Origin of the sequence: Actinacidiphila sp. bgisy167, assembly GCF_965342175.1 — a bacterium.
In the GTDB taxonomy this organism is placed as follows: Bacteria; Actinomycetota; Actinomycetes; order Streptomycetales; family Streptomycetaceae; genus Actinacidiphila.
Genome location: NZ_CBDRBL010000003.1, coordinates 66,874 through 93,303, shown reverse-complemented (window position 1 = coordinate 93,303; position 26,430 = coordinate 66,874). Strand labels below are relative to the sequence as shown.

Genomic DNA, 26,430 nt, shown 5'->3' with positions numbered 1-26,430 from the left:
CCGATTCCGCACCCGAGGCCTCACTGGGGTGGTACGCCGGCGTCGTCGTCGTGGAGCAGGACACCCATGCCGTCGTCCAGGGGGAGGGTCCGGCGGGGCACGACCACCAGTTCCGCCCCGGTCTCCGCGGCGGCCCGCAGCAGGGCGGCACCGGCGGGTTCCTCCCGCACGTGTGTCACGCCGAAGGTGTGCAGCTCCGCCGCCGACTCCGCGATCTGTGTGGCCTCGGGTCCGGCCCACAGACGCTCGGGCAGCGACGCCGGGTCGTTGACCAGGACGGCTGCCGCCCGCGCGCGCCGCAGTGCCGTCACCGTGGCGGCGGTGCCCTCGCAGCCGGCGCGGTCACGGGCCCGCTGCGCCAGGTATGCCTCGAGCCGGGCCTGGTCGGCGGCGTTGAGGCGGCTGCCCAGCTCGTGGGAGAGCCGCTCCTCCAGCAGGGCCCGGTCCCAGGTGCCCCCGTGGTCGCGGCCCCCCACCGTGACGAGGTTCTTCCTGAGGTGCTCCGGCAAGCGGTCGACCAGGACATCGGACACCCAGGTGTCGCCGGGATCCCGTCCCAGCACGAGGACCTCAGCGCCACCGCGTTCGGCCAGGTCGGCCAGATCCCGAGAGAGCTGGGGGGCGGTCTGCTGCCACTCCTCCAGCGGCACGGTCTGCCGCACCGCCAGGTCCGTGTCGATGCGTCCGGCCGGCCAGCGCTCGGCCTGGGCGGCGAGCCGGACGCTGTCGCCGTCCTCGGCGCGGCCGATGAGAAGTGCCAGGTACGGGAGGTCCGGAGCGCGCTGCAGCACCAGCGGCAGGGCGTCGGGGAGGGCGTCGACGCTGGCCGTGTCGTGTGGGGGAGGGGCGGGCAGCTCCTCGGCCAGCACGAGCTCCCCGCGGGTGGCGAACAGGGCCTGGCCGTGCCGTCCGGGCAGGTCGTCGTCGATCCCCACCGCGGCGTGCAGGGCATGGACGGTGGCGGGGTCGGCGCCGTGGGCCGTGAGGTCGTCACGCAGCCGGCGCCAGCGCGAGGCGATGACCCTGTCGGGTTCCGCGATGTCGCGGGAGGTGTCCAGGTAGGTGCTCGCCCACGGGCCCGGCCGGCTGTACAGCGGTTGCAGGAAGGACAGCTTCATCTGGGTGCCTCACAGACTTGGGCTCCCGCGGCCGGGGGCGGCGGGGACATGCGCGGATCGGTGCGGGACGGCGAGCGGAGGCGGTGCCTCCCTGAGCGTGCCCGTACCCGCGCGGTCACGCCCCATGCACGCGGGTGTGGCCGGCCCGCCCCGGTGCGGTGACCGGTGGCCCCTGGGAGGGCGGAACGTCGGCGGCCCGGCAGGGATTTACGCACATTTTGTTGGCATATGCTGGATATGGGTATGGCACCTGTAGGGCGCCGGCCCGAGCAGCCCGGAGTGCCGCACGAGCGGTGGCTCCGGGTTCGGCGCAGATGGAAGCCCCGAACAAGCCCTGCCGGGCCGCTCAGCCGCGGCCCGCGAGGACAACGCGTACGGCCGCGGGAGGTGGGAGACGATGGATCCGCTGACGGTCTCATCTTGTCATTGCGACGGGTGGCCCGTGGTGGAGGTGGCGGGCGAACTCGACATCTCGACCGCGCACCTGCTGGGCGACCACCTCGAGGACGTCATCGCCGTACACCGCCCGGCGCACGTCGTCCTCGACCTGTCCCGGCTGGAGTTCTGCGACGCCAGCGGGCTGAGCGTCCTGGTCTGGGCGCACCACGCGGCCGACGGCCGCGACGGCCGGTTGCGTCTGGTCTGTCCCGAGGGGTCGACCAGACGTCTCCTGCGGATCACCGAGCTGACCGAGGTCATACCGGTCCACTGCACCCTCGAGGAGGCCCTGGCCGCCGCGGAGGCGGAGAGAACGCCGGCCGCCACCGCGGCGCCGTCCCGAGCGTGACCGCGACGGCCTCTGCGGCGGCCGCGGTGGCCCGTGCCCGGCCCGGTCGCCCGAGCCGGGTGCAGGCGGTCCTCAGGAAAGGCAGCCGACGTGCGCCAGGGCCTGCCGGAGCAGGACGCCCTGGCCGCCCTGCATCTCCTGCTGCAGTTGGGGCGACGACGCCTCCTGCGGCGTGAACCACACCAGGTCGAGGGCGTCCTGCCGGGGGTGGCAGTCACCCGCGACCGGGACGACGTAGGCCAGGGACACGGCGTGCTGCCGGGGATCGTGGAAGGGGGTCACGCCCAGCGTCGGGAAGTACTCCGCGATGGTGAAGGGCTGCGGGGAGACCGGGACGCGCGGCAGCGCCATGGGCCCCAGGTCCTTCTCCAGGTGGCGCAGCAGCGCCTCGCGGACCCGCTCGTGATGGAGCACCCGCCCGGAGACGAGGGCGCGGCTGACGCTCCCGTCCGGACCGATGCGCAGGAGGAGACCGATGTGTGTCACCTCCCCGCTGTCGTCGACCCGCACGGGCACGGCGTCGACGTAGAGGATCGGCATGCGTGCGCGGGTCAGCTCCAGGTCGTCCGGAGACAGCCAGCCGGGCGTGGTTTCGGTCATGTCGGCCATCGAGTGATGGTACGCGGAGAGAACGCCCGCGCGGGGGTGATCGGCGGCCCGCGCCACGAACCCGTTCGAGGCGCGTGAGCGGGCGCTTCCCCTCGTCAGCGACACCGCCCGGGACACCGCCCGGGACCGCCCGGGACCGCTCGGGCACGGCGGGACGACGGCCGGACGGCGGCCGGACGGCGGCGGGGCGTCCTGGGCGGCGGCCCCCCGCCGCGGGCGCGGCCGCCGCCGCCCGGCCCCCGCCGCGGGCGCGCATCGGTGCCGTCGTCGACCGGGGGCTACGAGTCCGCCGGCCGGTTCCTCAGCGCCTGCCAGAGGAGCCGGTAGAAGTCCGCGTAGCCGCGCTCCACGTGCACGGCGAAGGCCCTCGTCTCCTCGTGCCGCTCGCCGAGGCGGTTGATCGGCACCGTCATCGCCGCGTGGTGCTCGATGTGCAGGTTGTTGCCGTTAGTGAACCAGGTGCTCAGCCGGTTTCCCTTGATCGACCGTGTGTTGCGCAGCACGTCGGTCGTCTCCGGGTCGCACAGCAGGTGCTCCGGAAGCTCGACGAGGAAGTGCAGCGGGACGGCGAGCAGCAGAGGGAGCATCCACAGCCGCAGCACATACCCGCCGTGGCCGAGGACCGTCAGGACGACCGCGCCCAGCACCGCGGCGCCCAGCAGGATGTGCTCGGTCACGATGCGCCGCCGCATCGCCGGCGCGATCTGCCCGAAGGCGTAGGTCCAGCGCCCCGTGGCGGCGCGTACGACGTCCGCCGCGACGGCGCCCAGACGCGGGTAGTCCAGCAGCCCGCGCAGCAGCGCCCGGAAGGTCAGCGGTCCCCGGGTGTCGAAGCCGAAGAACTCGGTGTCCTGCGGGGTGCCCAGGTAGCGGTGGTGCTGCAGATGGCGCACCCGGTAGTGGCTGTAGACGACGAGCAGCGGCATCCCCAGCGGGACGCCGACCAACCGGTGGGGAAGCGCGCGCCGGAATGCGGAGTGGTGCAGGCACTGGTGCTGCAACTCGACGGCGTGCGTGAACATGGCCGCCAGCAGCACGATCCCGGCACCTGCTGCCCACACGTCGCGCCGCAGCGCGAGCACCGCACCCACGCAGACGAGGGCGGCCAGGACGGCCAGCTTGCCGAGGAAGACGCGCTCGTCGGCGGCCGTCACCTTCAGCCGTGTGAACAGCACGGCCGGGCCGGCGGGCGGGTGGTACTCCACTTCGGGGAGGAGCCGGTCAACGGCCACTGAGCACCACCACGTGGGTGCCGGGCGCCAGGCCCTCGGAGCGGGCGGTGCGGAGCAGCCCGGCGAGGGCTACGGCTCCGGCGGCGGTGGGAAAGGCCCCGAATTCCGTTAGCGCGTCCCTTGCCTCGCACAGCTCCCGGTCGTCGGCGCCGAGGACGGTGCCGCCGGTGGCAGCGATCGCCGTCATGGCCTCGTCCCCCTGGAGGGCGTGCCAGTTGACCAGCGGCTGGTTGTGGTCGGTGGTGGTGACGGACTGCGGGGGCAGCGGCCGGTACGGGCCCGGCCAGCAGGTCACCATCGGGTTGTTGCCGGCCGATCCCACGCCGTTGACCACGGTGTCCCAGCGAAGCAGCTCCAGCCGTCGCCTGACGCCGATCACGGTCGTGCCGTTGCCGACCGGCAGCCAGATCGCCGCAGGCGGTTCGGGCAGCGCGGCACGCAGGGCGGACACGACCACCCCGTGCCCCTCGAACACGGCCTCGGCGTAGGGGCCGTCCACATTGCCGTCGACCCGGTCACCGCGGGCGGCGAGCCGGCGGGACTCGTCCACGGCGTCCTCGTAGGACCCGTCCACCAGGAGGACGCGCGCTCCGGCGGCGCGCATCGCCTCGCCGCCGTCGCTCCAGCCGGAGGGGAGGACGACCGTGCACTCCACGCCGGCGGCCTGGCAGGCCGTGGCCATGGCCCGGCCGTAGTTGCCGCAGGTCGCGATGGTGACGTGCCGGTGGCCGTCGGCCACGGCACGGGCCACGACGGCGCGGGCGGCGGGCTCCTTGTGGCTTCCCGAGGCGTAGCGCGTCTCGTCCTTGACCAGGACCCGGCCGTCCGAGGGGATCAGGGCGGAGACATCGACGAGGGGGGTGCCGAAGGCGTCGGAGGGGGCTTCGGTCGACGGTGGTGCTGCGGTGGACATGACGGTTCCCTCTCGGGCGTGGTGGGGTGTGGTGGTGGGATGTGCCCGCCGGCGCCCGGCATGGCTGCGGGCACCGGTGCGCGGGGTGTCAGGCGCGGGCCGTGACGAGCTGGGAGTCGGCGTGGGCCTGGAGGTCGTCGAGGTCGCCGATCTCCGCCGGGGGCAGGGCGTCGGGCAGTTCGTCCTCGATCAGGCGCAGCCGTGCGTCGGCCCAGCCGCGGGCGGCCCAGCCCAGTTGCAGCAGGCCGCTGACGACGACGAGCAGCGCGAGCCCGCGTCCGGGGCCGGTGCCGAGCAGCACTCCGACCGTGCCCGCCAGCGCGCCGCCCGGCTCCAGGAGCGGCGTCACGAAGTGCTCGGCCAGCGGGCCGACGACCAGATAGCCGAGCGGCATGGTCAGCATCATCAGCGTCATGAACAGGGCCAGGACGCGCCCCTGGAGCTCGAGGCCGACCTTGGTCTGGACGAGAGCGACCCAGTGTCCGTCGGCCAGGGACTCGCCGAAGGCCAGCAGGAACATCCCGGCCACGATCAGCGGCGGGCAGGCGAAACCGGTCATCGCCATCGCCAGGCTGGCCACCGCCATGGAGACGAGCATGCCGTGCGCTCTGCGGGCCGTGCCGCCCCACAGTCCCATCACCAGGCTGCCGCACAGCCCGCCGACACCCCCGGCGCCCAGTGCCGTGCCCAGTACCAGTGGGGACTGCTCGATGAGCAGCATCGGTGTGATGACCGCGAAGCCGAGGGTGTAGAAGGCGTGGTCGACGACGAAGAAGCGCAGCGCCGCGCGGAGCCCGGGCCGGCGGGCGACGTAGCGCCAGCCGCCGGTGAGCTCCCTGCCGAACGACTCGTCGCGGCGGCGGAAGAGGGTGTCGGGAAAACGGACCGCCACGAGTGTCACGACTCCCGCCGCGAAGCTGCACACGTCGATCAGGAGCACACCGGGGACGCCGATCACCCCGATCAGCCCGGCGCCCATCATGGGCGCGGACACCGTGCCCACGCCCACCCCGAGCTGGCTGATGCCGCCCGCGTGCCCGAGGTACCGCTTGGGCACCAGTTGGGCCACCGCGGCCAGGTAGGCGGGCCGTTGGAAGGCGCCCGCGACGGACGTGACCGACACGGCCAGGTAGACCTGCCACATCCGCAGGCCGCCGCCGAGGACGAGTAGGCCGAGCGCGCCCATCGCCAGGCCCGCCACCGCGTCGCTCGCCAGCATGATCATGCGGCGGTTCCAGCGGTCCGCCATCGCGCCGGCCAGCGGCCCCGCAAGGATGCCGGGGAGCATGCCCACCGCGTTGACCACGGCGAAGTCGGTGATCGAACCGCTCTGCCGGTAGACCCAGATGCTCAGGACCATGGTGCTGAGGCTGCTGCCGATCATCGACAGGAACTGGCCGAGGGCCACGACGGCGAACCGGGACAGGCTCGGCCTGGCGCCCGCCGTGGCCCTCGCCTGCCGCCGGGGCAGCCGGACCTTGTCGGGCTGCCCCTCGGCGCCGTCCTGCCCGGAGCGCTCTGCTCCGGCCGCGCCGTCCTGGGGCGTGCCGCTGTCGACCCGCGCGCCGTCCACCGGGGCCGGCTGTTCGCACCGCCGCTCGACGTGCTCCACCAGGGTCCGGGCCAGCGGTGCGGCGTGGGACTTGACGAAGAAGTGGCCCGCCTTCGGGAGCACCGCCAGGGACACGTCGTCCGCGAAGTGCTCCCACTCGTGATAGCGCTCCTGGTAGAGCTCGGTGACCCGGTCCCGGGAGCCCACCACGCTGAGGACCGGGGCCCGCAGTCTGGGCGTCGCCGTGTTCTGGTATGCCCTCGTGTAGAACTCCTCGGCGTCCCGGGCGTCGTGCCGCACGTTGCGCAGCACGAACTGCTCCTGCTCGGGGTCGTCGAGTTCCGTGAAGCCGCCGCGCGCCCGCAGGTAGGAAAGGTACTCCCGGTCTGAGGTGAGCCAGTCGGTGGGCACCAGCCGGTGCAGCCAGTCGAAGAAGCGCCCGGGGAGCCGCGCTGTGGGGAAGGCCGCGCCGAGGCCGACTCCCACCACGTCGATGCCGGCGGCCTCCGCCTGGCGTGCGATCTGCAGCGTGACGCCCGTGCCCAGGCAGTGCCCGTAGAGCAGGACGGGGCCCGGCACCGCCCCGAGTTCCGCCACCACCCGGGACGCCACCTCGGCGCCCGGGAGCAGCGCGTCGTCCGGCCTGCTCATGTCGTGGCCCGGCAGCTCGACCGCGTACAGCCCCCACTGCGGCGGCAGTTGCTCGGCCAGCGGCCGGTAGGCGACGGCGCTGCCGCCGGAGAAGGGCACCGCGACGACCGTGACGCCGCCCGCGCCCGGATCCGCCTCCCGCGCCGTGAGCCGGTGCAGCAGCGGCGCCGGCTCCGTGGCCCGCCCCTCGCCTCGCTGCTCGCGTTCCGCGCGGTCCGCGAGCAGCGCGGCGAGCCCGCGCACGGTGGGCGTGCGGTAGAGCTCCACCAGGGCCAGGCCCGGATCGATCCGCCGGACGGCCCACAGCGCCGCGAAGGAGTCCCCGCCCAGCGAGAAGAAGCTGTCGTCGATGCCGATCGCCGTCTCCCGCACTCCCAGCGTGCTCGCCCAGACGGCCGCGATGCGCTGCTCGGCCGCGTTCCGGGGGGCGGTGCGCGCCGGGGCGTCGGCGGCGTCGGGCGGTGCGGGCAGGGCGCGCCGGTCGAGCTTGCCGTTCGGGGTGAGCGGCAGCCGCGGCGGGAACACCACGCGCGCGGGCACCATGTGGGCGGGCAGAGTGGTGCCCAGCGCCTCACGCACCGCCGCTTCGGTGAGCCCGGCGTCCGGAGCCGTCACGACGTAGCCGACGAGCTGGGCGGACCCGGAGGGCAGCGTGTGCACCGCGGCCGCGGACGCCGCCGCCCCGGGCAGCGCGCCGAGCGCTGCCTCGACCTCGCCGAGTTCGACCCGGTAGCCGTTCACCTTGACCTGGTCGTCGAGACGGCCCAAGAAGTCCACCGTGCCGTCGCGGCGGTAGCGCGCGCTGTCCCCGGTCCGGTACATGCGCGCGCCGCCTGCCGTGCCGCCCAGGCCGCCTGCCGCGTCCGGAGCGTACGGGTCGGGGACGAACCGCTGCGCGGTCAGTTCCGGCCGCTCGTGGTAGCCGGGCGACACCCCGGCGCCGCCCAGGTGCAGCTCGCCCACGACACCGGGCGGCACCGGCTCCCCGAACGCGTCCAGGACGTACACCCGGTTGTTGGGGAAGGGACGGCCGATGGGCAGCGGCGCCTCGGCCGGAAGGTCGTCGACGTCCCCGTCGAAGTAGACGTTGTCGACCGTGACCTCGGTGACGCCGTACGCGTTGACAACCCTGTTGCCGGGGCCGACGAGGCGCTGCGCCCGCTGATACTCGCGTACCTGCCACTTCTCGCCACCGCCGATCAGCAGCCGCACGAAGTCCAGGCGCTCCCCGGCCTGTTCGGCGTGGGCCAGCAGCGCCCGCAGCACGGCCGGCACCAGTTCGGTGCACTGGACCCGCTCCGTACGCATGAGCGCGTAGAGCTCCGCCGGGTCCAGCAGCGTCTCGCGCGGGACGACGACGAGCCGGCCGCCGGTGCAGTGCGCGCGCAGCGTCTCGCCCACGAACATGTCGAAGGAGAAGCTTGCGGCCTGCTGGTACGTCCAGTCCGGGTCGAGGTCGTAGGCGCGCTGCCACATGGTGGCGGCGTGCACCAGGTTCCGGTGGGTCACCACCACGCCCTTGGGGCGGCCGGTGGACCCGGAGGTGTAGATGACGTAGGCCGGGTCGTCCGGTGTCCCGACGGGCTCCGGGTCGGTGTCCGCCGCGGCGTCGAGCAGCGGGGCGTCCCGGTCGAGCGCGAGGACGGCCGAGCCTGTGGGCGCGTCCGGGGCGCCCGCGAGGTCGAGCCGGGTGACCAGGGCCACCGGGCCGCTGTCCTCGAGCATGTAGCGCAGCCGCTCGTGCGGGTATGCCGGGTCCAACGGCACATAGGCGCCGCCCGCCTTGAGGACCCCCCACATCGCCGCGAACAGGTCGATCCCGCGGTCCAGGCAGATCGCCACCCGCTCGCCAGGGCGCACGCCGCGCTCACGCAGCACGTGGGCGACGCGGTTCGCCCTCCGGTTGAGCCAGTCGTAGCTGACCGTCCGCGAGCCCGAGGTGAGGGCGGGCGCGTCCGGCCGGCGTGCCACGCAGCGCTCGAAGACCTCCGACAGGCCGCGCGCCGCGGGGATCTCGGCGGCGCTGTCGTTCCACGTGCGGAGGACGGTGTGCCGTTCGGTGGCCGTGAGCAGGGGCAGCCGGCCCACCTCGGTCCCCGGGGCGGCGGCCGCGGCGAGGAGCAGGGTCAGCAGATGGCCCACGAAGGCCTCGACCCTTTCGGCGTCGAAGAGTTCGGCCGCGTAGTCGACGGTCAGGACCGGGCCGTCGGCCGGGAAGTCCAGACCGATCGCGAGGTCCGCCACGGTCGCGGCGGGCGCCTCGTCCCCGGCGTACGCCACCAGCGGGTCACGCGGCGCCGCCGTGTTGTGGACGGTCACGCTCACCCGGCTGAGCGGGTCGAGCCGGCCGCCGCCCGGGCGCCGTACCGCCGCCGTGATCTCGGGCAGCGGCAGCCCCTGGTGCTCAAGGTCGCGCAGCACGGCGTCCCGCACCCGGGCCAGCAGCCCGGCGAACGTCGGACGGCCCGTCAGGTCGCCGCGCAGCGGCAGGATGTCGAGGACGGAGCCGACGACGCGGTCCAGCGCGGGGTCCTCCCGTCCGGCCACCGGGGCCAGCACGGTCACGTCGCTTCGGCCGCTGTATCTGCCGAGGACGACCTGCACAGCCGCGAGGACGACCATGAAGAGGCTGACCCGGTGCTCCCTGGCGCACGCGTTCAGCAGGGCGAGCGACGCGGGACCGAGGTCGCGGGTGACCCGTCCCGCACGGTGGGTCGCCGCGGCGGGACGCGGCCGGTCCGCTGGCAGCTCCAGGTCGAGGTCCGCGCCGTCGAAGCGGTCGCGCCAGTACGCGGTGAGGGCGGCGTCACCCGAGGCGGCCGTCCGCCGGCGAACGGCCTCCGCGAGGCGGTCGGGGCCGGTGCGCCGCGGCTCACGACCCGCGTTCAGGTCGTCGTACACCTCGGCGAGCCCGTCCCCGAGCACCCCCACGGACCAGCCGTCGAAGACCAGGTGGTGGACGGCGAAAAGGAGCTCGTCCCCGTCGGGCGTGCGCACCAGCACCGCGCGGGCGACCGGGCCCCGCTCGAGATCGATCGGCTCGCCCACGATCCCGCGGCGCTCCTCCGCCGCCCGCGCCCGGGCCGCCGCCGGTTCCAGGTCCCGCAGGTCGATCTCGCCGAAGGGGATGGTCGCGGACGGGTCGACGGCCATCACCGGCGTGTCGTCGCGGTAGGGGAAGCGCGACACCAGAGCGGGGTGGCGCGCGGCCAGTTCGGCGAGGCACCGGGGCAGCAGTTCGGGACGGACGGGCGCCGCCCAGCGATAGCGGATGCCCAGGGTGTGAACCGGAAGTTCCGGGCTCACCTGCTCGGCCATCCAGAAGTCGCGCTGCAGAGCGGTGAGCGGGACCTGCGACGGCTTTCCGGCCGGCAGCTCCCCGCCGTGTCCCTCACCGTGCTCCTCGTCCTCGCGGGCGCCCAGGGTGGGCGAGGAACCCGGGGCACCGCCGGCGGCACGGACGGCGGTGGCGACCTCGGCCAGCGTGGGCGCCGCGTAGAGCGCGCTGAGCGTGAGGTCGACCCCGTGCGCGTGCCGCAGCCGGCTGATCATACGGATGGCGGAGAGCGAGTCCCCGCCGAGGGCGAAGAAGTCGTCACCGGGACGGATGTCCCCGGCGCCGAGCACCTCCCGCCACACGGCGGCCACGAGCGCCTCGGGCGAACGGTCCCCGGCGCTGTCCGCCGCGACCGGGGGCACCACCGGGGCCGCGGTCGCCGAGGCGGCCAGCGCGGCGCGGTCCACCTTGCCCTGCGCCGTCAACGGGAAGGCCGGGTGGACAAAGAGGACGGCCGGAACGAGGTAGTGCGGCAGGCGGGTGGCCAGCTCACGGCGGATGGCGTCGGTGCCCGGCGCTTTGTCCGCGGTCACGAGGTGGGCCGCGAGCCGCGGCGCGCCCGCGCCGGTGTCCACGAGGACGACGGCGTCCGTGACGCCCCGCACCGCCCGCAGCGCGCTCTCCACCTCGCCCGGTTCCACCCGGAAGCCGCGGATCTTCACCTGGTGGTCGAGCCGGCCCAGGTACTCCAGGCCGCCGTCCGGCAGCTGCCGCACCCGGTCGCCGGACAGGTACTCGCGTAGTCCGTGCGGTCCCTCGCGGAACCGGTCCTCGGTCAGTTCCGGGCGTTCGAGGTAGCCGGTGGCCACTCCGGCGCCTCCGATGCGCAACTCGCCCGGTTCGCCGGGCGCCGCTGTCGTGCCGTCCTCGGCGACGACCCGTACGGCGACACCTGGCAGCGGAGTGCCGATGGGCACCGGCCCCTCGCCCGTCCAGGAGGTCAGGTCGGCGGCGGTCGCCACGACCGCGGTCTCGGTGGGCCCGTAGGTGTTGAGCAGCCGCACCCGCGTGCCCACCCGCGCCTCCCAGCGGGCGACCGCCTCGGGATGGACCGCCTCACCGCCGATGATCACCGTGCGCACCGTCGGGGGGAGCACCGCCTCGCCGCGCGCGAGCGCGGCGACGAGTTCGTGCCAGTAGGCGGTCGGCAGATCGAGGACCGTGATGCCGAGCCCGGCGCAGCGGTCCAGAAAGACGTCGGGACGGCTGATCATGTCGTCGTCCCGGACGACGACCGCGGCGCCGGCGGCGAGCGGGGGGAAGATCTCCTCCACGCTGGCGTCGAAGCTGAGGGACGCGAACTGCAGCACGCGGTCGACGGGGGAGAAGCCGTAGCGTTCCCCGGCCGCCCGGCAGAAGTGCGTCAGCGCGCGGCGCGGTACCACCACGCCCTTGGGCCGTCCCGTCGAGCCGGAGGTGAAGATGACGTACGCCGGGTCCTCCGGGGCCAGCGGCGTGCCCGGGACGGGATCGGCCCCGGCGGCCGCGTCCACCGCGAGCACCGGCGTCCCCGCGGGCAGGGAGGGGGCGAACCCGTCCGTGCCGCCGGGCGGGACCAGCACCACCCGGGGCGCGGCCTCCTCGAGCATGACCGCCACTCGCGCCGCCGGGTATCCCGGGTCGAGCGGCAGGTAGCCGGCCCCGGCCCGCAGCACCGCCAGCATCGCCACGACCGCGTCCCGGCCCCTGGGCAGGCACAGGCCCACCAGGTCCCCCGGGCGCACTCCGTGCCCCCGCAGGGCCCGCGCCAGCGGGGTGACGGCGGCCAGGAGCCCTGCGTAGGAGGTGGTGCCCGCGGCATCGACGACTGCCGGGGCGTCGGGTGTCCGCCGCGCCTGCTCCTCGATCGCGGCGAGCACGTCCGGCGGCGCTGCCCCGAGGACGCTTGAGGTGGTGTCAGCGGTGTCAGCGGCTGCCGCCGCGCCGCCCGGCGCGGCGGGGACGGCGGCTGGTGTGGCTCGCACGCGTTCTCCCTGGTGCTGTCCCTGCACTGCGGCGGCCCCGAGCGGAACGCCCCGGCGAATGTGCGGCACGCACCCGGCCGCGGTGTGAACGAGCGTGGTCGTCAGGCGCGTGATCACATGAACGGAGTGTCGAGAGAGGGAAGTTGAGACGCATATGACGTTCGGGGACAGGATCGGGCGGCCAGGGCCGCCAGGCCCCGCACCACGCGGAGAGTCCGCCCGTCCTGCTGCCGGTGCGATGCTTGCAGCGGTGGATCATCAGGGCGGCCGGCCCGGGGCCGGTGACGGGAAGGCGGCTGGTGCGCATGGATCTGCGGCAGATGGAAGTGGTCGTCGCGGTCGCCGAGGAGGGCGGCTTCACGGCGGCCGCCCGCCGGTTGCACGTCGTGCAGTCCGCGGTGTCCGGAGCCGTACGGGCGCTGGAGCGGGAGTTGGGCAGCGCACTCTTCGAGAGGACGACGCACCGGGTGTCGCTGACCCCGGCGGGGGAGGCGTTCGTGCCCGCTGCGCGTGCCGCGCTCCGCGCGGCCGAGGAGGCGCGCGCCGCCGTCGACGCCGTCCGGGGGGAGCTGCGGGGGCTGGTGACCGTCGGCACGATGCAGGGGGTCTGGGCCGGCCTGCACCAGCCCCTGGCGCGCCTGCGCGCGGAACACCCCGGGGTGACCGTGCGCCTTCGGCAGGCCGCGGTGGCCGACATCCGGCAGGCGATGCGGGAGGGCACGGTGGACCTCGCGGTGGTGGCCCTCGACCGCCAGCAGCAACGGGGGCTGGTGACCCGCCTCCTGTCGCGCGAGCAGATGCTTCTGGTCTCCGCGCCGGGGCGGGCCTTCGCGAGGAAGGACGTGGTGACCTTCGAGGAGGTCTCCGGTATGCCCTTCGTGGACTTCCCGCCCGGTTTCGCCGCCCGCGCCGAGGTGGACCGGGCTTTTCGGGCAGCGGCGGTGGAGCGGACCCGGGTGTTCGAGGCGAACGACGTCCTTGCCGCGGCCGAGCTGGTCCGGCACGATCTGGGGGTCTGTGTCATGCCCGCCTCGATCGCCGCGCACTTCCCGGATCTGGCCGTCCGCCGGTTCGAGCGGCACGCGCCCGCCTGGAAGATCATGGTGGTCAGGCCGGGCGGTGATCCGGCGCCCGCGGTGCAGGCGCTGTTGAGGCACATCGTTTCCGGTACGGCCGCTACGGGGCAGGGGTGATCCGTGCGGGGCGCCGTTGCGGGGAGGCAGGCGGGGTGTCGGGCCGCAAGAACCGCGGTGGGCGGGTGAGTCCGGTCAGCGGGTGTGGGTCTGCGCCGCCGGGTCCCGCGCGGTCGTGCGGGCGGCGCGCCACTCCGTCGCCCAGTAGCCGAGCGCGATCAGGGGCAGTCCGGCGCCCAGGTAGCTGACCGCCGTCCAGCCGGCCGCGTGGTAGGCCAACGACCCCAGCTCGGATCCGAGCGCACCGCCCACGAAGAAGAGCGCGATGAAGGCGCTGTTCAACCGGGAACGGGCGGTGGCGTCGAGCTGGTACACCGTGTGCTGCCCGAGGATCAGCGTGGTCTGCACGGCCATGTCGATCAGGATCCCGGCGAGGGCGACCAGGACGATGCTGTGCTGCCCGAAGCCCGCCACGGCGAAGGCCGCGGCCGCCACGCCGAATGCGGTCCCCGTGATCGGGCGGGAGAGCCCGCGGTCCGCCCAGCGGCCCGCCGCCGGAGCCACCGCGGCACCCGCGGCGCCCACGAGCGCGAAGACCGCGACCCCGATCTGCGAGTAGTGGAACGGTCCGGTGAGCAGGAAGGACACGGTGGTCCAGAACGCGCTGAAAGCGCCGAACAGGGCGGCCTGGTACAGCGCCCGGCGCCGCAACGCCGGATGCGTCCGCACCAGTCGCGCCGTCGAGCGCAGGACCTGGCCGTAGGGAAGGGCGGTCGTCGGGGCGCGCTGCGGCAGGGCGGCATGCAGCGCCAGGGCCAGGAGGGCCATCAGGACCGCGGAGCCGAGATAGACGTAGCGCCAGCCCGCGACGTCGGAAACCAGGCTGCTGACGGTGCGGGAGAGCAGGATCCCCGCGAGCAGCCCGCTCATCACCCGGCCGACGACGCGACCGCGGGCCTGGTCGGGCGCGAGGTCCGCCGCGAACGGCACGAGGATCTGCGCGACGACGGAGGTGACACCGCTGACCAGCGACGCCACGAGCAGCACCGGGAAGCTCGAGGCGGTGCCCGCCACCGCGAGGGCGACCGTGGTGAGGGCGAGCACCGAGGTGACCAGCCGGCGCTTCTCCAGCCGGTCGCCGAGCGGGACCAGGAAGACCATCCCCACCACGTAACCGATCTGCGTCACCGTGACCAGCGCGCCGGCGGTCGCCGTTCCGAGGTGGAAGTCGCGGCTCAGGGACGACAGCAGCGGCTGGGCGTAGTAGAGGTTGGCGACGGTCATGCCGGAGGCGACGGCCAGCAGGGTTATCAGCCATCCGGGGACGCCGGGGGCGGCAGCGGCGGGCGCCTGGGAACGCACGGAAGGGCGCTTCGGGCGGGTGGCCATGGGGCAGCCCCTTCCCCGGCGGGGACCGGGAGCGCGGTTCAGCGGACGGTGTCGGTGCCGGACGACTCCTTGTGCCGCCCGGACCACTGGTGCAGCGCCCGCACGCCGCGGATGCTTCCCCTTCAGTAGAGATGGATCATGATGTCAGTCATCTCGGAACAAGATGGCCGCGCTCAGGGCCGCGCGGAGGACTCCTCGGCCTGCGCCACATCGAGGGCCTCGAAGGGCTCCAGGGTCTCCGGTGGCGGGGGCGCGAACGCGTCCCGCCGCAGCAGCCGGGCGAGCGCGGTGACCGCGGGCTCGGTGTAGCGGGCCGCCGGCGGACCGGCGACGACCAGGATCAGGACGTACGCGGTGGCGAGAGGCCCGATCCCGGGCTGCGCGGCGACGGCCAGGCCGGCGATGACGATCGAGAACTCCCCGCGCGCCACGAGCGCGCCCCCCGCCCGCAACCGGCCGCGCGCCTGGATGCCCGCCCGCCGCGCGGCGTACCAGCCGGTGGCGATCTTGGTTCCCGTGGTGACCAGCGCCAGGGCGAGCGCCGGGAGCAGTACCGGCGGAATGGCCGCGGGGTCGGTCGACAACCCGAAGAACACGAAGAAGACGGCGGCGAACAGATCGCGCAGCGGCGTCAGCAGCCGTCCCGCACCCTCGGCGACCTCACCGGACAGGGCGATGCCCACCAGGAACGCGCCGACGGCCGCCGACACCTGGAGCTTCTGCGTGATGCCCGCCACGACCAGCGCCAGCCCGAGCACGACCAGCAGCAGCATCTCGGGGTTGTCGGAGGAGACGGCCCTGCTCAGCAGTCGTCCGTGGCGTAGTGCCAGATACAGCACGACGCCCACGGTGCCGAGGGCGATGGCCAGGGTCACGCCCCCGGCCGCCAGCCCGAGGCCCGCCAGCAAGGTGGTCAGCAGCGGCAGGTAGACCGCCATGGCCAGGTCCTCGATGACCAGGACGCCGAGCACCACGGGCGTTTCGCGGTTGCCGAGCCGTCCGAGGTCCGTGAGCACCTTCGCGATGACCCCCGAGGAGGAGATCCAGGTGACCCCCGCCAGCGCGACGGCCGCCACCGGCCCCCATCCCAGCAGCAGCGCGGCCACCGCGCCCGGCACCGCGTTCAGAACGAAGTCCACGGCCCCCGAGGGGTACTGGGTGCGCAGGTTGGTGACCAGTTCCGAGGCGCTGTACTCCAGCCCCAGCATCAGGAGCAGCAGGATCACCCCGATCTCCGCCCCCACGGAGATGAAGTCCTCGCTCGCGGACAGCGGAAGGACGCCGCCGTGCCCGAAGGCCAGACCGGCCAGCAGGTAGAGCGGGACGGGCGAGAGCCCCAGCCGGCCCGCGAAGCGCCCGATGAGGCCCAGGCCGAGAATGACGGCCCCGAGTTCGATCAGCAGAGCGGTGGTGTCGTGCATGCTCACCGACCCGCCACGATGGCGGCCAGGGCGTCGACGCCCTCACGCGTGCCGACCACCACGAGCGTGTCGCCGATCGCCAGCCGGAAGTCCGGGCCGGGCGAGGGATGCGCGCTCGTCCGTCGCAGCACCGCGACGACGGAGGCACCGGTCAGCGTCCGCGCCCGGGTGTCGCCCAGCGGCCGCCCCGCGTACGGCGATCTCGAGTCGACGGGGAGCTGCTCGGTGACCAGCCCGATGCCGTCCGTCCGCACCGCGTCCAGGGGCGTCGGGTCCAGCAGCCGGGCCAGTGCCGCGGCCTCGTCGGCCTCCAGGGGGAGGGACATTCCGCAGGCGTCGGGATCGTCGGCCTCGTAGAACCCGAGGAACCTCCGCCCGTCCTGGTGCACCACCACCGACAGGTTCCGCCCGGTACGCGTGGGCACGACATACTGCGTCCCGATGCCCGGAAGGGTCGTCCGCCGTATGCCCATGTCTGCCTCCCGGACGGTCCGTGATCTGCGCCGACCGCGGACCCGACCGCCACCGAGGTGTACGGGCTCTCACGTGACCAGCGTCTTTTGCCTCCTTATTACGTTCCTCCGGAGGGTTCTATTCCGCGCCGGTGTGCGCGTGACGGTTCGCGGGGGGTGTCCCGCGCGCCGGATCGCCGGTGGTGCGGGGCGACATCATGCGCGGACCGGCGCGGACCCTGAGGAGCGGCGCGGATCAGGCGCCGGACACGGGCGGCAGCGAGAGGGCGGCCTTGGTGCTCCGCGTCGCCTCGTCGCCGAGGACCTCGTACCGGCCCTGGGTCACGGCGTCCAAGGCCATGTCCGCCACGTCGGCGGCGCTGATCTTCGGCGCGTCCGTCCAGGCGCTCAGATCGGTGTCCACGAATCCGCAGTGCACGCCGACGACGAGGGTGCCCTGCGCATGCAGCCCCTTGCGCAGGGAATCCGTCAGCGACCATTGCGCCGCCTTGGACGCGGCGTAGCCGGGGAAGTCCGGCCGCCCGACCCAGGACGCCAGCGACAGCATGTTCACCACCGCGCCGCCGCCGTTGCGCGCCAGCACCGGGGCGAAGGCCCGGGAGACCGACCACGTGCCGAAGAAGTTGACCTCCATGGCCTGGCGCGCGCCGTCGAGGCCGCCCGACAGCAGCCCGGCGCCCCCGCCGGCGACGCCGGCGTTGTTGACCAGGACGGAGACGTCGCCGGCGGCCCGCGCCGCCGCCTCCACCTGCGCCTCGTCCGTCACGTCCAGCCGCAGCGGCACGACGTCCGGATCCGTCACGCTCTTCGGATCGCGAACGGCGGCGTAGACCTTCGCCGCGCCGCGTTCGAGGAGGGCCCGGGCGAACGCGTGCCCGATCCCCCGGTTGGCTCCCGTCACCAGGGCGACCGACCCCTTGATCTCCATACCGCAGTCCTTCGCGACATGCCCTTCTTCAGGGCTCCGTGCAGTGTTCCGCAGCGGGCCCCTGGAGGTCCGCGCACCCCCAGGCTACCTCCTGAATTTATATTTGAAAGTGAGATGCGCCGCAGATGGTCACGGGCGCGGCCACGGCCGCCCGGCGAGGCGTTCGATGTCGGTGTTGAAGCGCCTGAGGTAGGAGGCGAAGGCGGCGATGTCCTCGTCGGACCAGTCGGCCATCACCCTGTCCAGGCCGCTGATGATCGTGTCCCGTTCCTCGTCGAGCATGCGGGCGCCCCGGAGGGTGATGCGGAACTTGCGGGCCATGCCGCCCTCGGGGTCGGGGATGCGTTCGACGAGGCCGGCGCGCATGGCGGCGGCCGTCTGCCGGTTGAGGGTCGAGGTGTCCAGCGCGAAGGCCTCGCTCAGTTCGCCGATCGACATCGGCCCCTGGACGCGGATACGGCTGAGGAGGATGTAGGCGCTGCGGTCCAGGCTGCTGGACCGGTGGCGCAGCACCTCGTGGCGGCTTAGGAGCATCTGCTCGTACTCGACCTCGTGGGAGTGTCTGCCCATGTCGCTTCCGCCTCCTGCCGTTCACAGGCCGCCGCCGGTGTCCCTCCTCGGCGCCCATGGTCATCGTCGCATAGGCGTGCACCCGACACATCATGTGTGCCATGCATCTCATATGTATGATGCACACCGCTTGAAACGTATGGACGCCCGTCGAGGAGTGCCGACATGAACGCCCCACCACCCACAGCCCGTGCAGGGGGCGTGGTTGCCACGCTCGCCCTCGCCGGCACCACCGCCGCCATCATGCAGACGCTGGTCACCCCGCTGCTGACCGAACTGCCCCGGATCCTGAACACCTCGTCCTCGAACGCCGCGTGGGTGATCACCGCCACCCTCCTGGTGGCGGCCGTGTGCGTGCCCGTCTTCGGACGGCTCGGCGACCTGGTCGGCAAGCGGCGCATGCTGGTGGCCTGCTCGGTGCCGCTGGTGGCGGGCTCGGTGGTGTGCGCCCTGTCGTCCTCCGTCGTGCCGATGATCGTCGGACGCGGTCTGCAGGGCATGGGCATGGGCATGGTGCCTCTCGGGATCGCCCTGCTGCGCGACGTGGTGCCCGCGGAGAGGCTCAGCTCCTCCATCGCCCTGGTCAGCGCCTCCATGGGTATCGGCGGTGGCCTGGGCCTGCCGATCGCCGCCGCCGTCGCCCAGTACGCCGACTGGCGCGTGCTGTTCTGGGGCGCCGGGGGCCTCGCGGCCGTGGTCGCGGCGCTGATCTGGTTCTTCATTCCCGAGGTGCCCGCCGGCGCCAAGGGACAGCGCTTCGACGTGCCCGGGGCGCTCGGCCTGGGCGCCGGCCTGGTGTGCCTGCTGCTGGCCGTGTCCAAGGGCGCCGACTGGGGCTGGGGATCGGCGACCACGCTCGGCCTCTTCGGTGCGGCCGTCGTCGTGCTGGGCGTCTGGGGATGGTGGGAACTGCGCACCCGCGACCCGCTGGTGGACCTGCGCACCACGGCCAGGCCCCGGGTGCTGATCACCAATGTCGCCTCGGTCTTCGTGGGCTTCGGCATGTACGCCGGGATGCTGGTGGTCCCGCAGCTGCTGCAGTTCCCGAAGGCGACCGGCTACGGCCTCGGCCAGTCCATGCTCGCGGCGGGCCTGTGGCTCCTGCCCGGCGGCGTCATGATGATGATCGTCTCTCCCCTCGGCGGCAAGCTGACCAACGCCCGCGGCCCCAAGGTCACCCTGATCTGCGGCACCCTGGTCCTCGCCGCGGGGTACGGGCTGTCGCTGGTCCTGACCGGCACCGCCTGGGGCCTGATGCTGGCGGTCATGGTCGTCAACAGTGGTGTAGGACTCGCGTACGGGTCGATGCCCGCCCTGATCATGGGCTCCGTCCCGCTGGCGGAGACCGCCGCCGCCAACGGCTTCAACGCCCTGATGCGTTCGCTCGGCACCTCGGTGGGCGCCGCTGTGGTCGGTGTCGTCCTCTCCCAGATGTCCATGACCGCGGGCGGCTACACCTTCACCTCCGAGAGCGGTTTCCGCACCGGCCTGATGATCGGCTGCGGCATCGCACTGCTCGCCGCGCTCATCGCCGCGGCCATCCCGGCCGCCCGCGCGGCGTCCGGCACCGCTGAGGCGGCACCGGCCACCGAGCCCCGGCAGGCGGTCCTCGACAGCTGAACGGCGGTGGCTGAGCGGCGGTTCGCCACCACGCGGTGCCGGCCCCAGAGTGTCACCGACCGCGGTCGGGGACGGGCCGCACGCCCCGGGCCGGGCGTACGGCCCCCCCCGCTCTTCCCGCTCCGGGCTGCGCCGGGCGCGGCGCGGTCGGACGTCCCGTCACGGGCCCGCGACCGCCCGCCGCCGTGCGGGCAAGCCGCGCACCGGCGCGAGCCGGAACCGAGGCCCGCTCGGCTCCGCACCCGCGGGCCCGCTCGAACAGGCCCCCGCGGGGCGGCGGTGCTGCGCCGGGCCCGCCGGACACGGGACCGCCCGAACGCCACGACGGTGGTGGGCGCCGAGCGGAGCGCACCGCAGGCGGCCATCGACCCATCCCACCGCCCCGCGCGGCACGTGCTGGAGCAAGGCTTCGGGCGGGACGACCGGGAAGCCCACGGAGCGTACGAGCTGCGACGGCCGGCCGCGGTGGCGGCGCACACCCTCCCCTCTGACGGGGCACGACGGGACCGTCGCCGACCCGCGTGCCGCTCGCGCCCGTGGACGGCGAACGGCTGAACCGCCGCAGACCTCGGACGGCGGCAACCGGGCGGACCCGCCCTGGGGCCGTCGTCGCCCACCTGGACGGGGCACCCCCGCTCCCCGAACCGGCAGCGTGCGTCCGATCAGATCCCGCCCGTCCCGACCCCACCCACCCGACCTGACGTGACCCCGCCCCGACGCGCCCCGACGCGCCCCGGCGAGACCGGCCGTGCGGGTGCCTGCGGATGCGCGGCGGCCGGGCCGGTGCGAGAGTCGGGAGCGACCGTGGACCCCCGAGGGGTCCGCACACCGCCGCGGGCACGCCCTGCGGCGGGCGCGAGGCTCCGAGGCGGCGGAGTGGGAAGCGGTCGCCAGAGGGAGCCGACTCCGCACGCGGAGTCCGGCCGCCCGGGACATCGACCGAGAGGCCGACGTGGAACGCGCGGATGCGGGAGCCGACACCGAAGTGGTGGGAGCAGTGGAGGCCGAACTGTCCGCCTACATGGCGGAGCGGCGCCTCACCGGATCGGGCGTCCTGCCCGCGGACGCCGCCCTGGCCGAGGTGCTGACGGAGTTCGTCTCGCGGGGCGGTGCCCGGCTGCGGGCCCGCTGCGTGTGGTGGGGCTGGCTCGCCGCCGGCGGGCCCACCGCCGGGGACGAGGCCGGGGTGCCGGTGCGGCTGGGGGCGGCGCTGGAGCTGCTGCAGGCCTGCGCACTGATCCACGACGACGTGATGGACCGTTCGGAGACCCGCCGCGGCGGGCCCGCCGTGCACGCCCACTTCGCCGAGGCGCACCGCCGCGCGGGCTGGTCCGGGGACGCGGCGGCCTACGGGTTCGCACAGGCCGTGCTGGCGGGCGACCTGGCCCTGGTGTGGGCCGAGGACCTGCTCAGGACGGTTCCCATGGACGCCGCCGTGCGCCGCAGGGTCGAAGAGCTCTGGCAGGCCATGCGGTCCGAGATGGTGGCGGGCCAGCACCTGGACCTCCGCCTGCAGGCGGAGGGCTCCGACGACCCACAGGCGGCGCTGCGCACCGCCGAGTTGAAGTCCGCCCTCTACAGCGTCGCCCGCCCCTTGGCCGTTGGCGCGGTCGCCGCCGGCGCGGACGACCGCGCGACGGAGGTCCTGCACGAGTTCGGCCGCCGGACCGGCCTGGCGTTCCAGCTCCGCGACGACCTTCTGGGCGTCTACGGGGACCCCGCGCAGACGGGGAAGCCGTCCGGCGACGACATCCGTTCGGGCAAGCTCACGTATCTGACCGCCGTGGCCGTGCAGCTGGCCCGGCGGTCCGGGCCGCCCGGAGCCGAGGCCCGTATCCGTTCCACTCTCGGCAATCCCCTTGCGGACGAGACGGAACTGAAGGCCTTCCGCGGGCTCCTGCGCGACCTCGGCGCGGTGCGGGCCGTGGAGGCCCGGATCGCCGCGCTCGCCGACGAGGCCGCCGCCCTCCTGACGACCACGGCGTGTCTCCTCACACCGCGCGGGATCGGCCACCTGACCGCCCTGGCCCGCCGCATCGGCGCGGTGGCCGTCGCATGACCGCCGCCCCGGTCCGCCGGACCCTCGTACGCCAGGACGACCGGCGATGAGGACCGTCCAGGGCCGCACCGATCACGTGGTCGTCGTGGGCGCCGGACTGTCCGGGCTCGCCGCCGCCCTCCACCTGCTGGGTGCCGGCCGCAGGGTGACCGTCCTGGAACGCGACGGAGGACCGGGGGGCCGCGCCGGCCTGCTCGAACTGGACGGCTACCGCATCGACACCGGCCCGACGGTACTCACCATGCCCGATCTCCTGGAAGAGGCGTTCGCGGCCACCGGCGGCTCCATGGCCTCGCGGGTGGAGCTGCGGGAACTGCACCCCGCATACCGGGCGCGGTTCGCCGACGGCTCCGTGCTCGACGTCCACTGCGACCCGGAGGCGATGGAGGCCGAGGTCGCCCGGTTCGCCGGGGGTCCGGAGGCACTCGGGTACCGGCGGCTGCGGTCCTGGCTGCGCGAGCTGTACCGGGTGCAGATGCGCAGCTTCATCGACGTCAACTTCGACTCGCCGCTGGCCCTGCTCACCCCCGACCTGGCCCGGCTGGCGGCGCTCGGCGGATTCGGCCGGCTCCAGCCACGCATCGCGCGCTTCGTCAAGGACGAGCGCCTGCAGCGCGTGTTCTCCTTCCAGGCCCTCTACGCCGGCGTGCCGCCCGCCCGGGCGCTGGCGGCGTACGCCGTCATCGCCTACATGGACACCGTCGCCGGCGTGTACTTCCCGCGAGGCGGCATGCACGCCGTCGCCCGCGGCCTGGCCGCCGAGGCCGCCGCCGCGGGGGCCGACCTGCGCTACGGCAGCGAGGCCGCCGCCCTGGAACGCGGCCACGGCGGCAGGGTGACGGCCGTACGCACCGGCGAGGGCGAGCGGATCGCCTGCGACGCCGTCGTCCTCACACCCGATCTGCCGGTGGTGCACCGGCTCCTGGGGCGCGCCCCCCTGCGGCCCGTACGGCTGCGCTGGTCGCCCTCGGCGTTCGTGCTGCACGCCGGAACCCGCCGCACCTGGCCGCTCCTGGCGCACCACACCCTCTCCTTCGGCGCCGCATGGACCCGCACCTTCGACGAACTGACCCGTCAGGGACGCCTGATGAGCGACCCCTCCCTGCTGATCACCCGCCCCACGGCCACCGACCCCTCCCTCGCACCCGAGGGCCGCCACCTGCACTACGTCCTCGCCCCGTGCCCCAACCTGGCCACCGGGCCCGTCGACTGGGCCCAGCTGGCCCCCGCCTACCTGGAGCGCCTGATGGAAGAGCTGGACAAGCGCGGACTGGAGGGGTTCGAGGCGTCCGTGGAGACATTGCGCACCGTCTCGCCCGCCGACTGGGCAGCGGCCGGACACGCGGTGGGCACCCCCTTCTCGGCCGCCCACACCTTCGCCCAGACGGGCCCCTTCCGCTCCCGCAACCTCGTCCACGGAGCCGAGAACGTCGTCCTGGCCGGCTGCGGCACCGTCCCCGGAGTGGGAGTGCCCACCGTGCTGATCTCGGGGAAGCTCGCCGCGGCCCGCATCGCCGGGGACCGGGTCGTGGCGAGGCAGCGACCGCGAGGGAGGGTCCTGTGACCGCCCGGGAACTCGACGCCGCCGGCATCACCGAGCCCGGGACACGGGCCGCCTACGCGCGCTGCCGCGCCCTGAACGCCCGGCACGGCAAGACCTACTTCCTGGCGACCCGGCTGCTCCCCGCGGACCGCCGCCCCTTCGTCCACGCCCTCTACGGCTTCGCCCGGTGGGCCGACGACATCGTCGACACCGTGGAGGCCGACGCCCCCGCGAACGTCACACCCGCAGCCCGGCGCGAGGAGCTCGCCGCCCTGGAGACGGCGCTGGCGGACGCGCTGCGCGGGGGCCGGGCGCACCACCCCGTCGTCACCGCCCTCGCCGACACCGTGCGGCGGCACCGGCTCGACCACGCGCTGTTCACCGACTTCATGGCCTCCATGCGGATGGACCTGACCGTCACCGCGTACCCCACCTACGCCGATCTGGCCGCCTACATGCACGGTTCGGCGGCGGTGATCGGCCTCCAGCTCCTGCCCGTCCTGGACACGGTCACCCCTCGGGAGGAGGCCGCGCCCGCCGCGGCCGCCCTCGGAATCGCCTTCCAGCTCACCAACTTCCTGCGCGACGTCGGCGAGGACCTGGACCGCGGCCGGATCTACATCCCCGGCGACATCCTGGCCGCCCACGGGGCCGACCGCGCCCTGCTGACCTGGTGCCGCCGGCGCGGCACCACCGACCCGCGGGTCCGCGCCGCGCTCCGCGAGACCGCCGAGCTCACCCGCGGGGTCTACCGCCGGGCGGCCGTCGGCATCCCCATGCTCGCCCCCGTCTCACGCCCCTGCGTGGACACGGCCCTGGTGCTCTACCGGGGCATCCTGGACGAGATCGAGGCCGCCGACTACCCGGTGCTGCACCGCCGCGTGGCCGTGCCGCGCCGCCGCCGTGCCCGCGGCGCCGCCCGCGGGCTCGTGGGCGTCGTCTCCAGCCGCGTCGGCCACCGGGTGCGCCCGCGCCCGGTGCCCTGCGGCGCCGTGTCCGACACGCCCGAGGGGTCGACCGTATGAGCCGCTCCGGCCGTCCGTTCCAACCGCTGGCACGGATCGGCGGCGGCCCGTGGCAGGGCCAGCCGCCCACCTGGCGTGCCGCCAGACCCGCCCTGATCGCGGCGGCGCTGAAGCGTGCCCAGTCCCGCCCGTCCGGCAACTGGTACGTGGCGGCCGCCAGTGCCGAGGTCGTCGGCCGCCGCGTCACCGGCAGGTCCGTGGCGGGCCTCGAAGTGGTGCTGTGGCGCGACCGGCAGGGGCAGGCCAGGGCCGCCCCCGGCGCGTGCCCGCACCTGGGCGCCCCGCTGTGCGACAGCTTCGTGCGGGACGGCACGATCGTCTGCCACTGGCACGGCCTCGCACTCGAGCCCTCGGGGCACCCGGGCTGGGAGCCCTACCCCGCCCACGACGACGGCCTCCTGGTGTGGGTGCGGCTGGACGCGGTGGGCGGTGAGGAACCCTCACCGGCGCCGTCCGTTCCCGCGCGGCCCGCCCCCGCGACGTCGATGGCGGCCGTCATGACCGCCACCGGGCGGTGCGAGCCCGAGGACGTGGTCGCCAACCGCCTGGACCCGTGGCACGGGGCCTGGTTCCACCCCCACTCCTTCGCCGACCTCACCGTCGTCGAGGCGCCGGGGCCCTCCGCCGCCCAGGGGACGGACACGCCGGACGCGGACGCGTCCGCCGACCGCTTCCTGGTCGACGTCTCCTTCCGGGTGCGCGGACGCCTCGGCGTCCCCGTGCGGGCCGAGTTCACCGCGCCCGGACCGCGCACCGTCGTGATGCGCATCGTCTCCGGGGAGGGGGCCGGCAGCGTCGTCGAGACCCATGCGACCCCCCTCGGCGACGGCGAGGACGGACGGCCGCGGACCGCCGTGACCGAGGCCGTCGTCGCCCACTCGCCGCGCCCTGGCTTCACCCTCGTACGCCGGGCCGCGCCGCTGCTGCGGCCGGCGATGCGGCGGACCGCGGCCCGCCTGTGGCGCGACGACCTCGCCTACGCCGAGCGCCGCTACGCCCTGCGCAGCAAGGGCCGGTTCCCGGGCTGAAGCCGCCAGGCGCGCCGGGCGGGCGGCGCGGCCGGTCAGCCCCGGCGCGCCAGGATCACGACGTCGACGGCACCACGGAGGCCGGTCTCGGTCAACGGATCCTCCGGGCCGGTGGTGCGGCGGTTGCGGCGCTGCGGCGCTGCGGCGATGATCGCCGCTCGCACGGCCGACAGGGCCCACGGCCGGGCCGGACACGCGGTTCTTGGGCCGTCCGTGGAACCGGGGAGGCGCCGCGCCGAGGTGCGCACCGACCGGCGGGGGGGGTGGGATGGGCGCGGGCCGTCCGTGCGCCGGTCCGGCCCGCCCCGATGCCCATGCCGGCGAATGGAGTGCTCATGACGGTGCTGCACGGCGGTGACCTCGTGACCGCGTTCGACCACGCAGCCGCGCTCTATGACCGGCTGGTCGCCGCCAATCCCGGCTACCACGCCCATCTGCGCAGGTCGGCCCGGCGGCTGGGGCTGCCCGCGGGCGGGGCGGGGATGCGGCTGCTGGATCTGGGGTGCGGCACCGGCGCGTCCACCGCCGCCCTGCTCACCGCGGCCCCCCGCGCCCTGATCACCGCCGTGGATTCCTCCGCGGGCATGCTCCGGGTGGCGGCCGGCAAGCGGTGGGGCCCCGGCGTGACCTTCCGCCGCGCCCCGGCCGAGAGGCTTGCCGAGTCGGGGGCGGCCGGGCCGTACGACGCGGTGTTCGCCGCCTATCTCTTCCGCAATGTGTCGGACCCCGATCTCGTCCTCGCCCGGGTGCGGGAGGCGATGGTCCCGGGCGGGCGCATCGCCGTCCACGAGTTCGCCCTGAGCGGGCAGCCGCGTCACCGCGCGGTGTGGACGGCCGTGTGCCGGGGACTGCTGCTGCCCGTCGCCCGCCTGACCGGGGACCGCCCCCTCTACGAGCACCTGTGGCGCAGCGTCCTCGCCTTCGACACGGCCGAGGCCTTCGCCGCACGGATGCGGCGGGCGGGCTTCACACGGGTCCGGGTGCTGCCGCTGCCCGGCTGGCAGACCGGTGTCGCGCACACGTTCGTCGCCCGGGCGCCGGTCCACGGGCGCGTATGACACCGCGCGGGGTCCCCGGC

19 protein-coding genes are annotated in these 26,430 nt (G+C 74.6%); 8 read left to right on the top strand and 11 right to left on the bottom strand.

Annotated features, from left to right (window positions below; all coding sequences use genetic code 11):
* Positions 1–20: 20 nt before the first annotated feature.
* A complete protein-coding gene (locus ACRWND_RS01990) occupies positions 21–1,118 on the bottom strand; it encodes a hypothetical protein (protein WP_431945162.1) in 1,098 nt (365 codons plus the stop codon).
* A 397-nt stretch (positions 1,119–1,515) separates the two neighbouring features.
* On the opposite strand from ACRWND_RS01990, the gene ACRWND_RS01985 reads away from it, so the two are divergent.
* Positions 1,516–1,905, top strand: a complete 390-nt coding sequence (locus ACRWND_RS01985; protein ID WP_431945160.1) for an STAS domain-containing protein — start codon at positions 1,516–1,518, stop codon at positions 1,903–1,905.
* 72 nt (positions 1,906–1,977) lie between these two features.
* Here the strand turns inward: ACRWND_RS01985 and ACRWND_RS01980 are convergent, their stop codons facing one another.
* From ACRWND_RS01980 to ACRWND_RS01965, 4 genes are all read right to left on the bottom strand, one after another.
* A complete protein-coding gene (locus ACRWND_RS01980) occupies positions 1,978–2,505 on the bottom strand; it encodes an NUDIX hydrolase family protein (RefSeq protein WP_431945254.1) in 528 nt (175 codons plus the stop codon).
* A 287-nt stretch (positions 2,506–2,792) separates the two neighbouring features.
* The gene (locus tag ACRWND_RS01975; RefSeq protein WP_431945158.1) at positions 2,793–3,746 is read right to left on the bottom strand and encodes a fatty acid desaturase family protein; all 954 of its coding nucleotides are present in this window, start codon (positions 3,744–3,746) and stop codon (positions 2,793–2,795) included.
* A complete protein-coding gene (locus ACRWND_RS01970; protein ID WP_431945156.1) occupies positions 3,736–4,659 on the bottom strand; it encodes a pyridoxal-phosphate dependent enzyme in 924 nt (307 codons plus the stop codon). Before ACRWND_RS01970 ends, ACRWND_RS01975 begins: the two co-directional genes overlap by 11 nt.
* An 88-nt stretch (positions 4,660–4,747) precedes the next feature.
* Positions 4,748–12,163, bottom strand: coding sequence for an amino acid adenylation domain-containing protein (locus tag ACRWND_RS01965; protein ID WP_431945154.1), 7,416 nt, complete (start codon positions 12,161–12,163; stop codon positions 4,748–4,750).
* A 305-nt stretch (positions 12,164–12,468) separates the two neighbouring features.
* Here ACRWND_RS01965 and ACRWND_RS01960 point away from each other — a divergent pair, with 305 nt between their 5' ends.
* The gene (locus ACRWND_RS01960; RefSeq protein ID WP_431945152.1) at positions 12,469–13,356 is read left to right on the top strand and encodes a LysR family transcriptional regulator; all 888 of its coding nucleotides are present in this window, start codon (positions 12,469–12,471) and stop codon (positions 13,354–13,356) included.
* Between the two features lie 75 nt (positions 13,357–13,431).
* Here ACRWND_RS01960 and ACRWND_RS01955 read toward each other — a convergent pair whose 3' ends face one another.
* From ACRWND_RS01955 to ACRWND_RS01935, 5 genes are all read right to left on the bottom strand, one after another.
* Positions 13,432–14,685, bottom strand: coding sequence for an MFS transporter (locus tag ACRWND_RS01955; RefSeq protein ID WP_431945150.1), 1,254 nt, complete (start codon positions 14,683–14,685; stop codon positions 13,432–13,434).
* 173 nt (positions 14,686–14,858) lie between these two features.
* Positions 14,859–16,106 (bottom strand): cation:proton antiporter, encoded by a 1,248-nt coding sequence (locus tag ACRWND_RS01950; protein WP_431945252.1) that lies wholly within the window; start codon positions 16,104–16,106, stop codon positions 14,859–14,861.
* Positions 16,107–16,108: 2 nt separating this feature from the next.
* Positions 16,109–16,579 carry a cation:proton antiporter regulatory subunit gene (locus tag ACRWND_RS01945; RefSeq protein ID WP_431945148.1) on the bottom strand — a complete coding sequence of 157 codons (471 nt, stop codon included), beginning with the start codon at positions 16,577–16,579 and terminating at the stop codon, positions 16,109–16,111.
* A 235-nt stretch (positions 16,580–16,814) separates the two neighbouring features.
* The gene (locus tag ACRWND_RS01940) at positions 16,815–17,507 is read right to left on the bottom strand and encodes an SDR family oxidoreductase (RefSeq protein WP_431945146.1); all 693 of its coding nucleotides are present in this window, start codon (positions 17,505–17,507) and stop codon (positions 16,815–16,817) included.
* Between the two features lie 129 nt (positions 17,508–17,636).
* Complete coding sequence (locus ACRWND_RS01935; protein WP_431945144.1) at positions 17,637–18,077, bottom strand: MarR family winged helix-turn-helix transcriptional regulator; 441 nt, start codon at positions 18,075–18,077, stop codon at positions 17,637–17,639.
* A 165-nt stretch (positions 18,078–18,242) separates the two neighbouring features.
* On the opposite strand from ACRWND_RS01935, the gene ACRWND_RS01930 reads away from it, so the two are divergent.
* From ACRWND_RS01930 to ACRWND_RS01910, 5 genes are all read left to right on the top strand, one after another.
* A complete protein-coding gene (locus ACRWND_RS01930) occupies positions 18,243–19,697 on the top strand; it encodes an MFS transporter (protein WP_431945142.1) in 1,455 nt (484 codons plus the stop codon).
* A 952-nt stretch (positions 19,698–20,649) separates the two neighbouring features.
* On the top strand, positions 20,650–21,756 hold the full coding sequence (locus tag ACRWND_RS01925) for a polyprenyl synthetase family protein (protein WP_431945140.1): 1,107 nt from the start codon (positions 20,650–20,652) through the stop codon (positions 21,754–21,756).
* A 46-nt stretch (positions 21,757–21,802) separates the two neighbouring features.
* Positions 21,803–23,320 (top strand): phytoene desaturase family protein, encoded by a 1,518-nt coding sequence (gene crtI / locus ACRWND_RS01920; protein ID WP_431945138.1) that lies wholly within the window; start codon positions 21,803–21,805, stop codon positions 23,318–23,320.
* The gene (locus tag ACRWND_RS01915; RefSeq protein ID WP_431945136.1) at positions 23,317–24,324 is read left to right on the top strand and encodes a phytoene/squalene synthase family protein; all 1,008 of its coding nucleotides are present in this window, start codon (positions 23,317–23,319) and stop codon (positions 24,322–24,324) included. The genes crtI and ACRWND_RS01915 overlap by 4 nt, the downstream gene beginning before the upstream one ends.
* Positions 24,321–25,352 (top strand): DUF5914 domain-containing protein, encoded by a 1,032-nt coding sequence (locus ACRWND_RS01910; protein ID WP_431945134.1) that lies wholly within the window; start codon positions 24,321–24,323, stop codon positions 25,350–25,352. Before ACRWND_RS01915 ends, ACRWND_RS01910 begins: the two co-directional genes overlap by 4 nt.
* Positions 25,353–25,387: 35 nt before the next feature.
* Here the strand turns inward: ACRWND_RS01910 and ACRWND_RS01905 are convergent, their stop codons facing one another.
* Positions 25,388–25,516 carry a hypothetical protein gene (locus ACRWND_RS01905; protein ID WP_431945133.1) on the bottom strand — a complete coding sequence of 43 codons (129 nt, stop codon included), beginning with the start codon at positions 25,514–25,516 and terminating at the stop codon, positions 25,388–25,390.
* Between the two features lie 171 nt (positions 25,517–25,687).
* On the opposite strand from ACRWND_RS01905, the gene ACRWND_RS01900 reads away from it, so the two are divergent.
* Positions 25,688–26,410 (top strand): class I SAM-dependent methyltransferase, encoded by a 723-nt coding sequence (locus tag ACRWND_RS01900; RefSeq protein WP_431945131.1) that lies wholly within the window; start codon positions 25,688–25,690, stop codon positions 26,408–26,410.
* Positions 26,411–26,430: the final 20 nt, after the last annotated feature.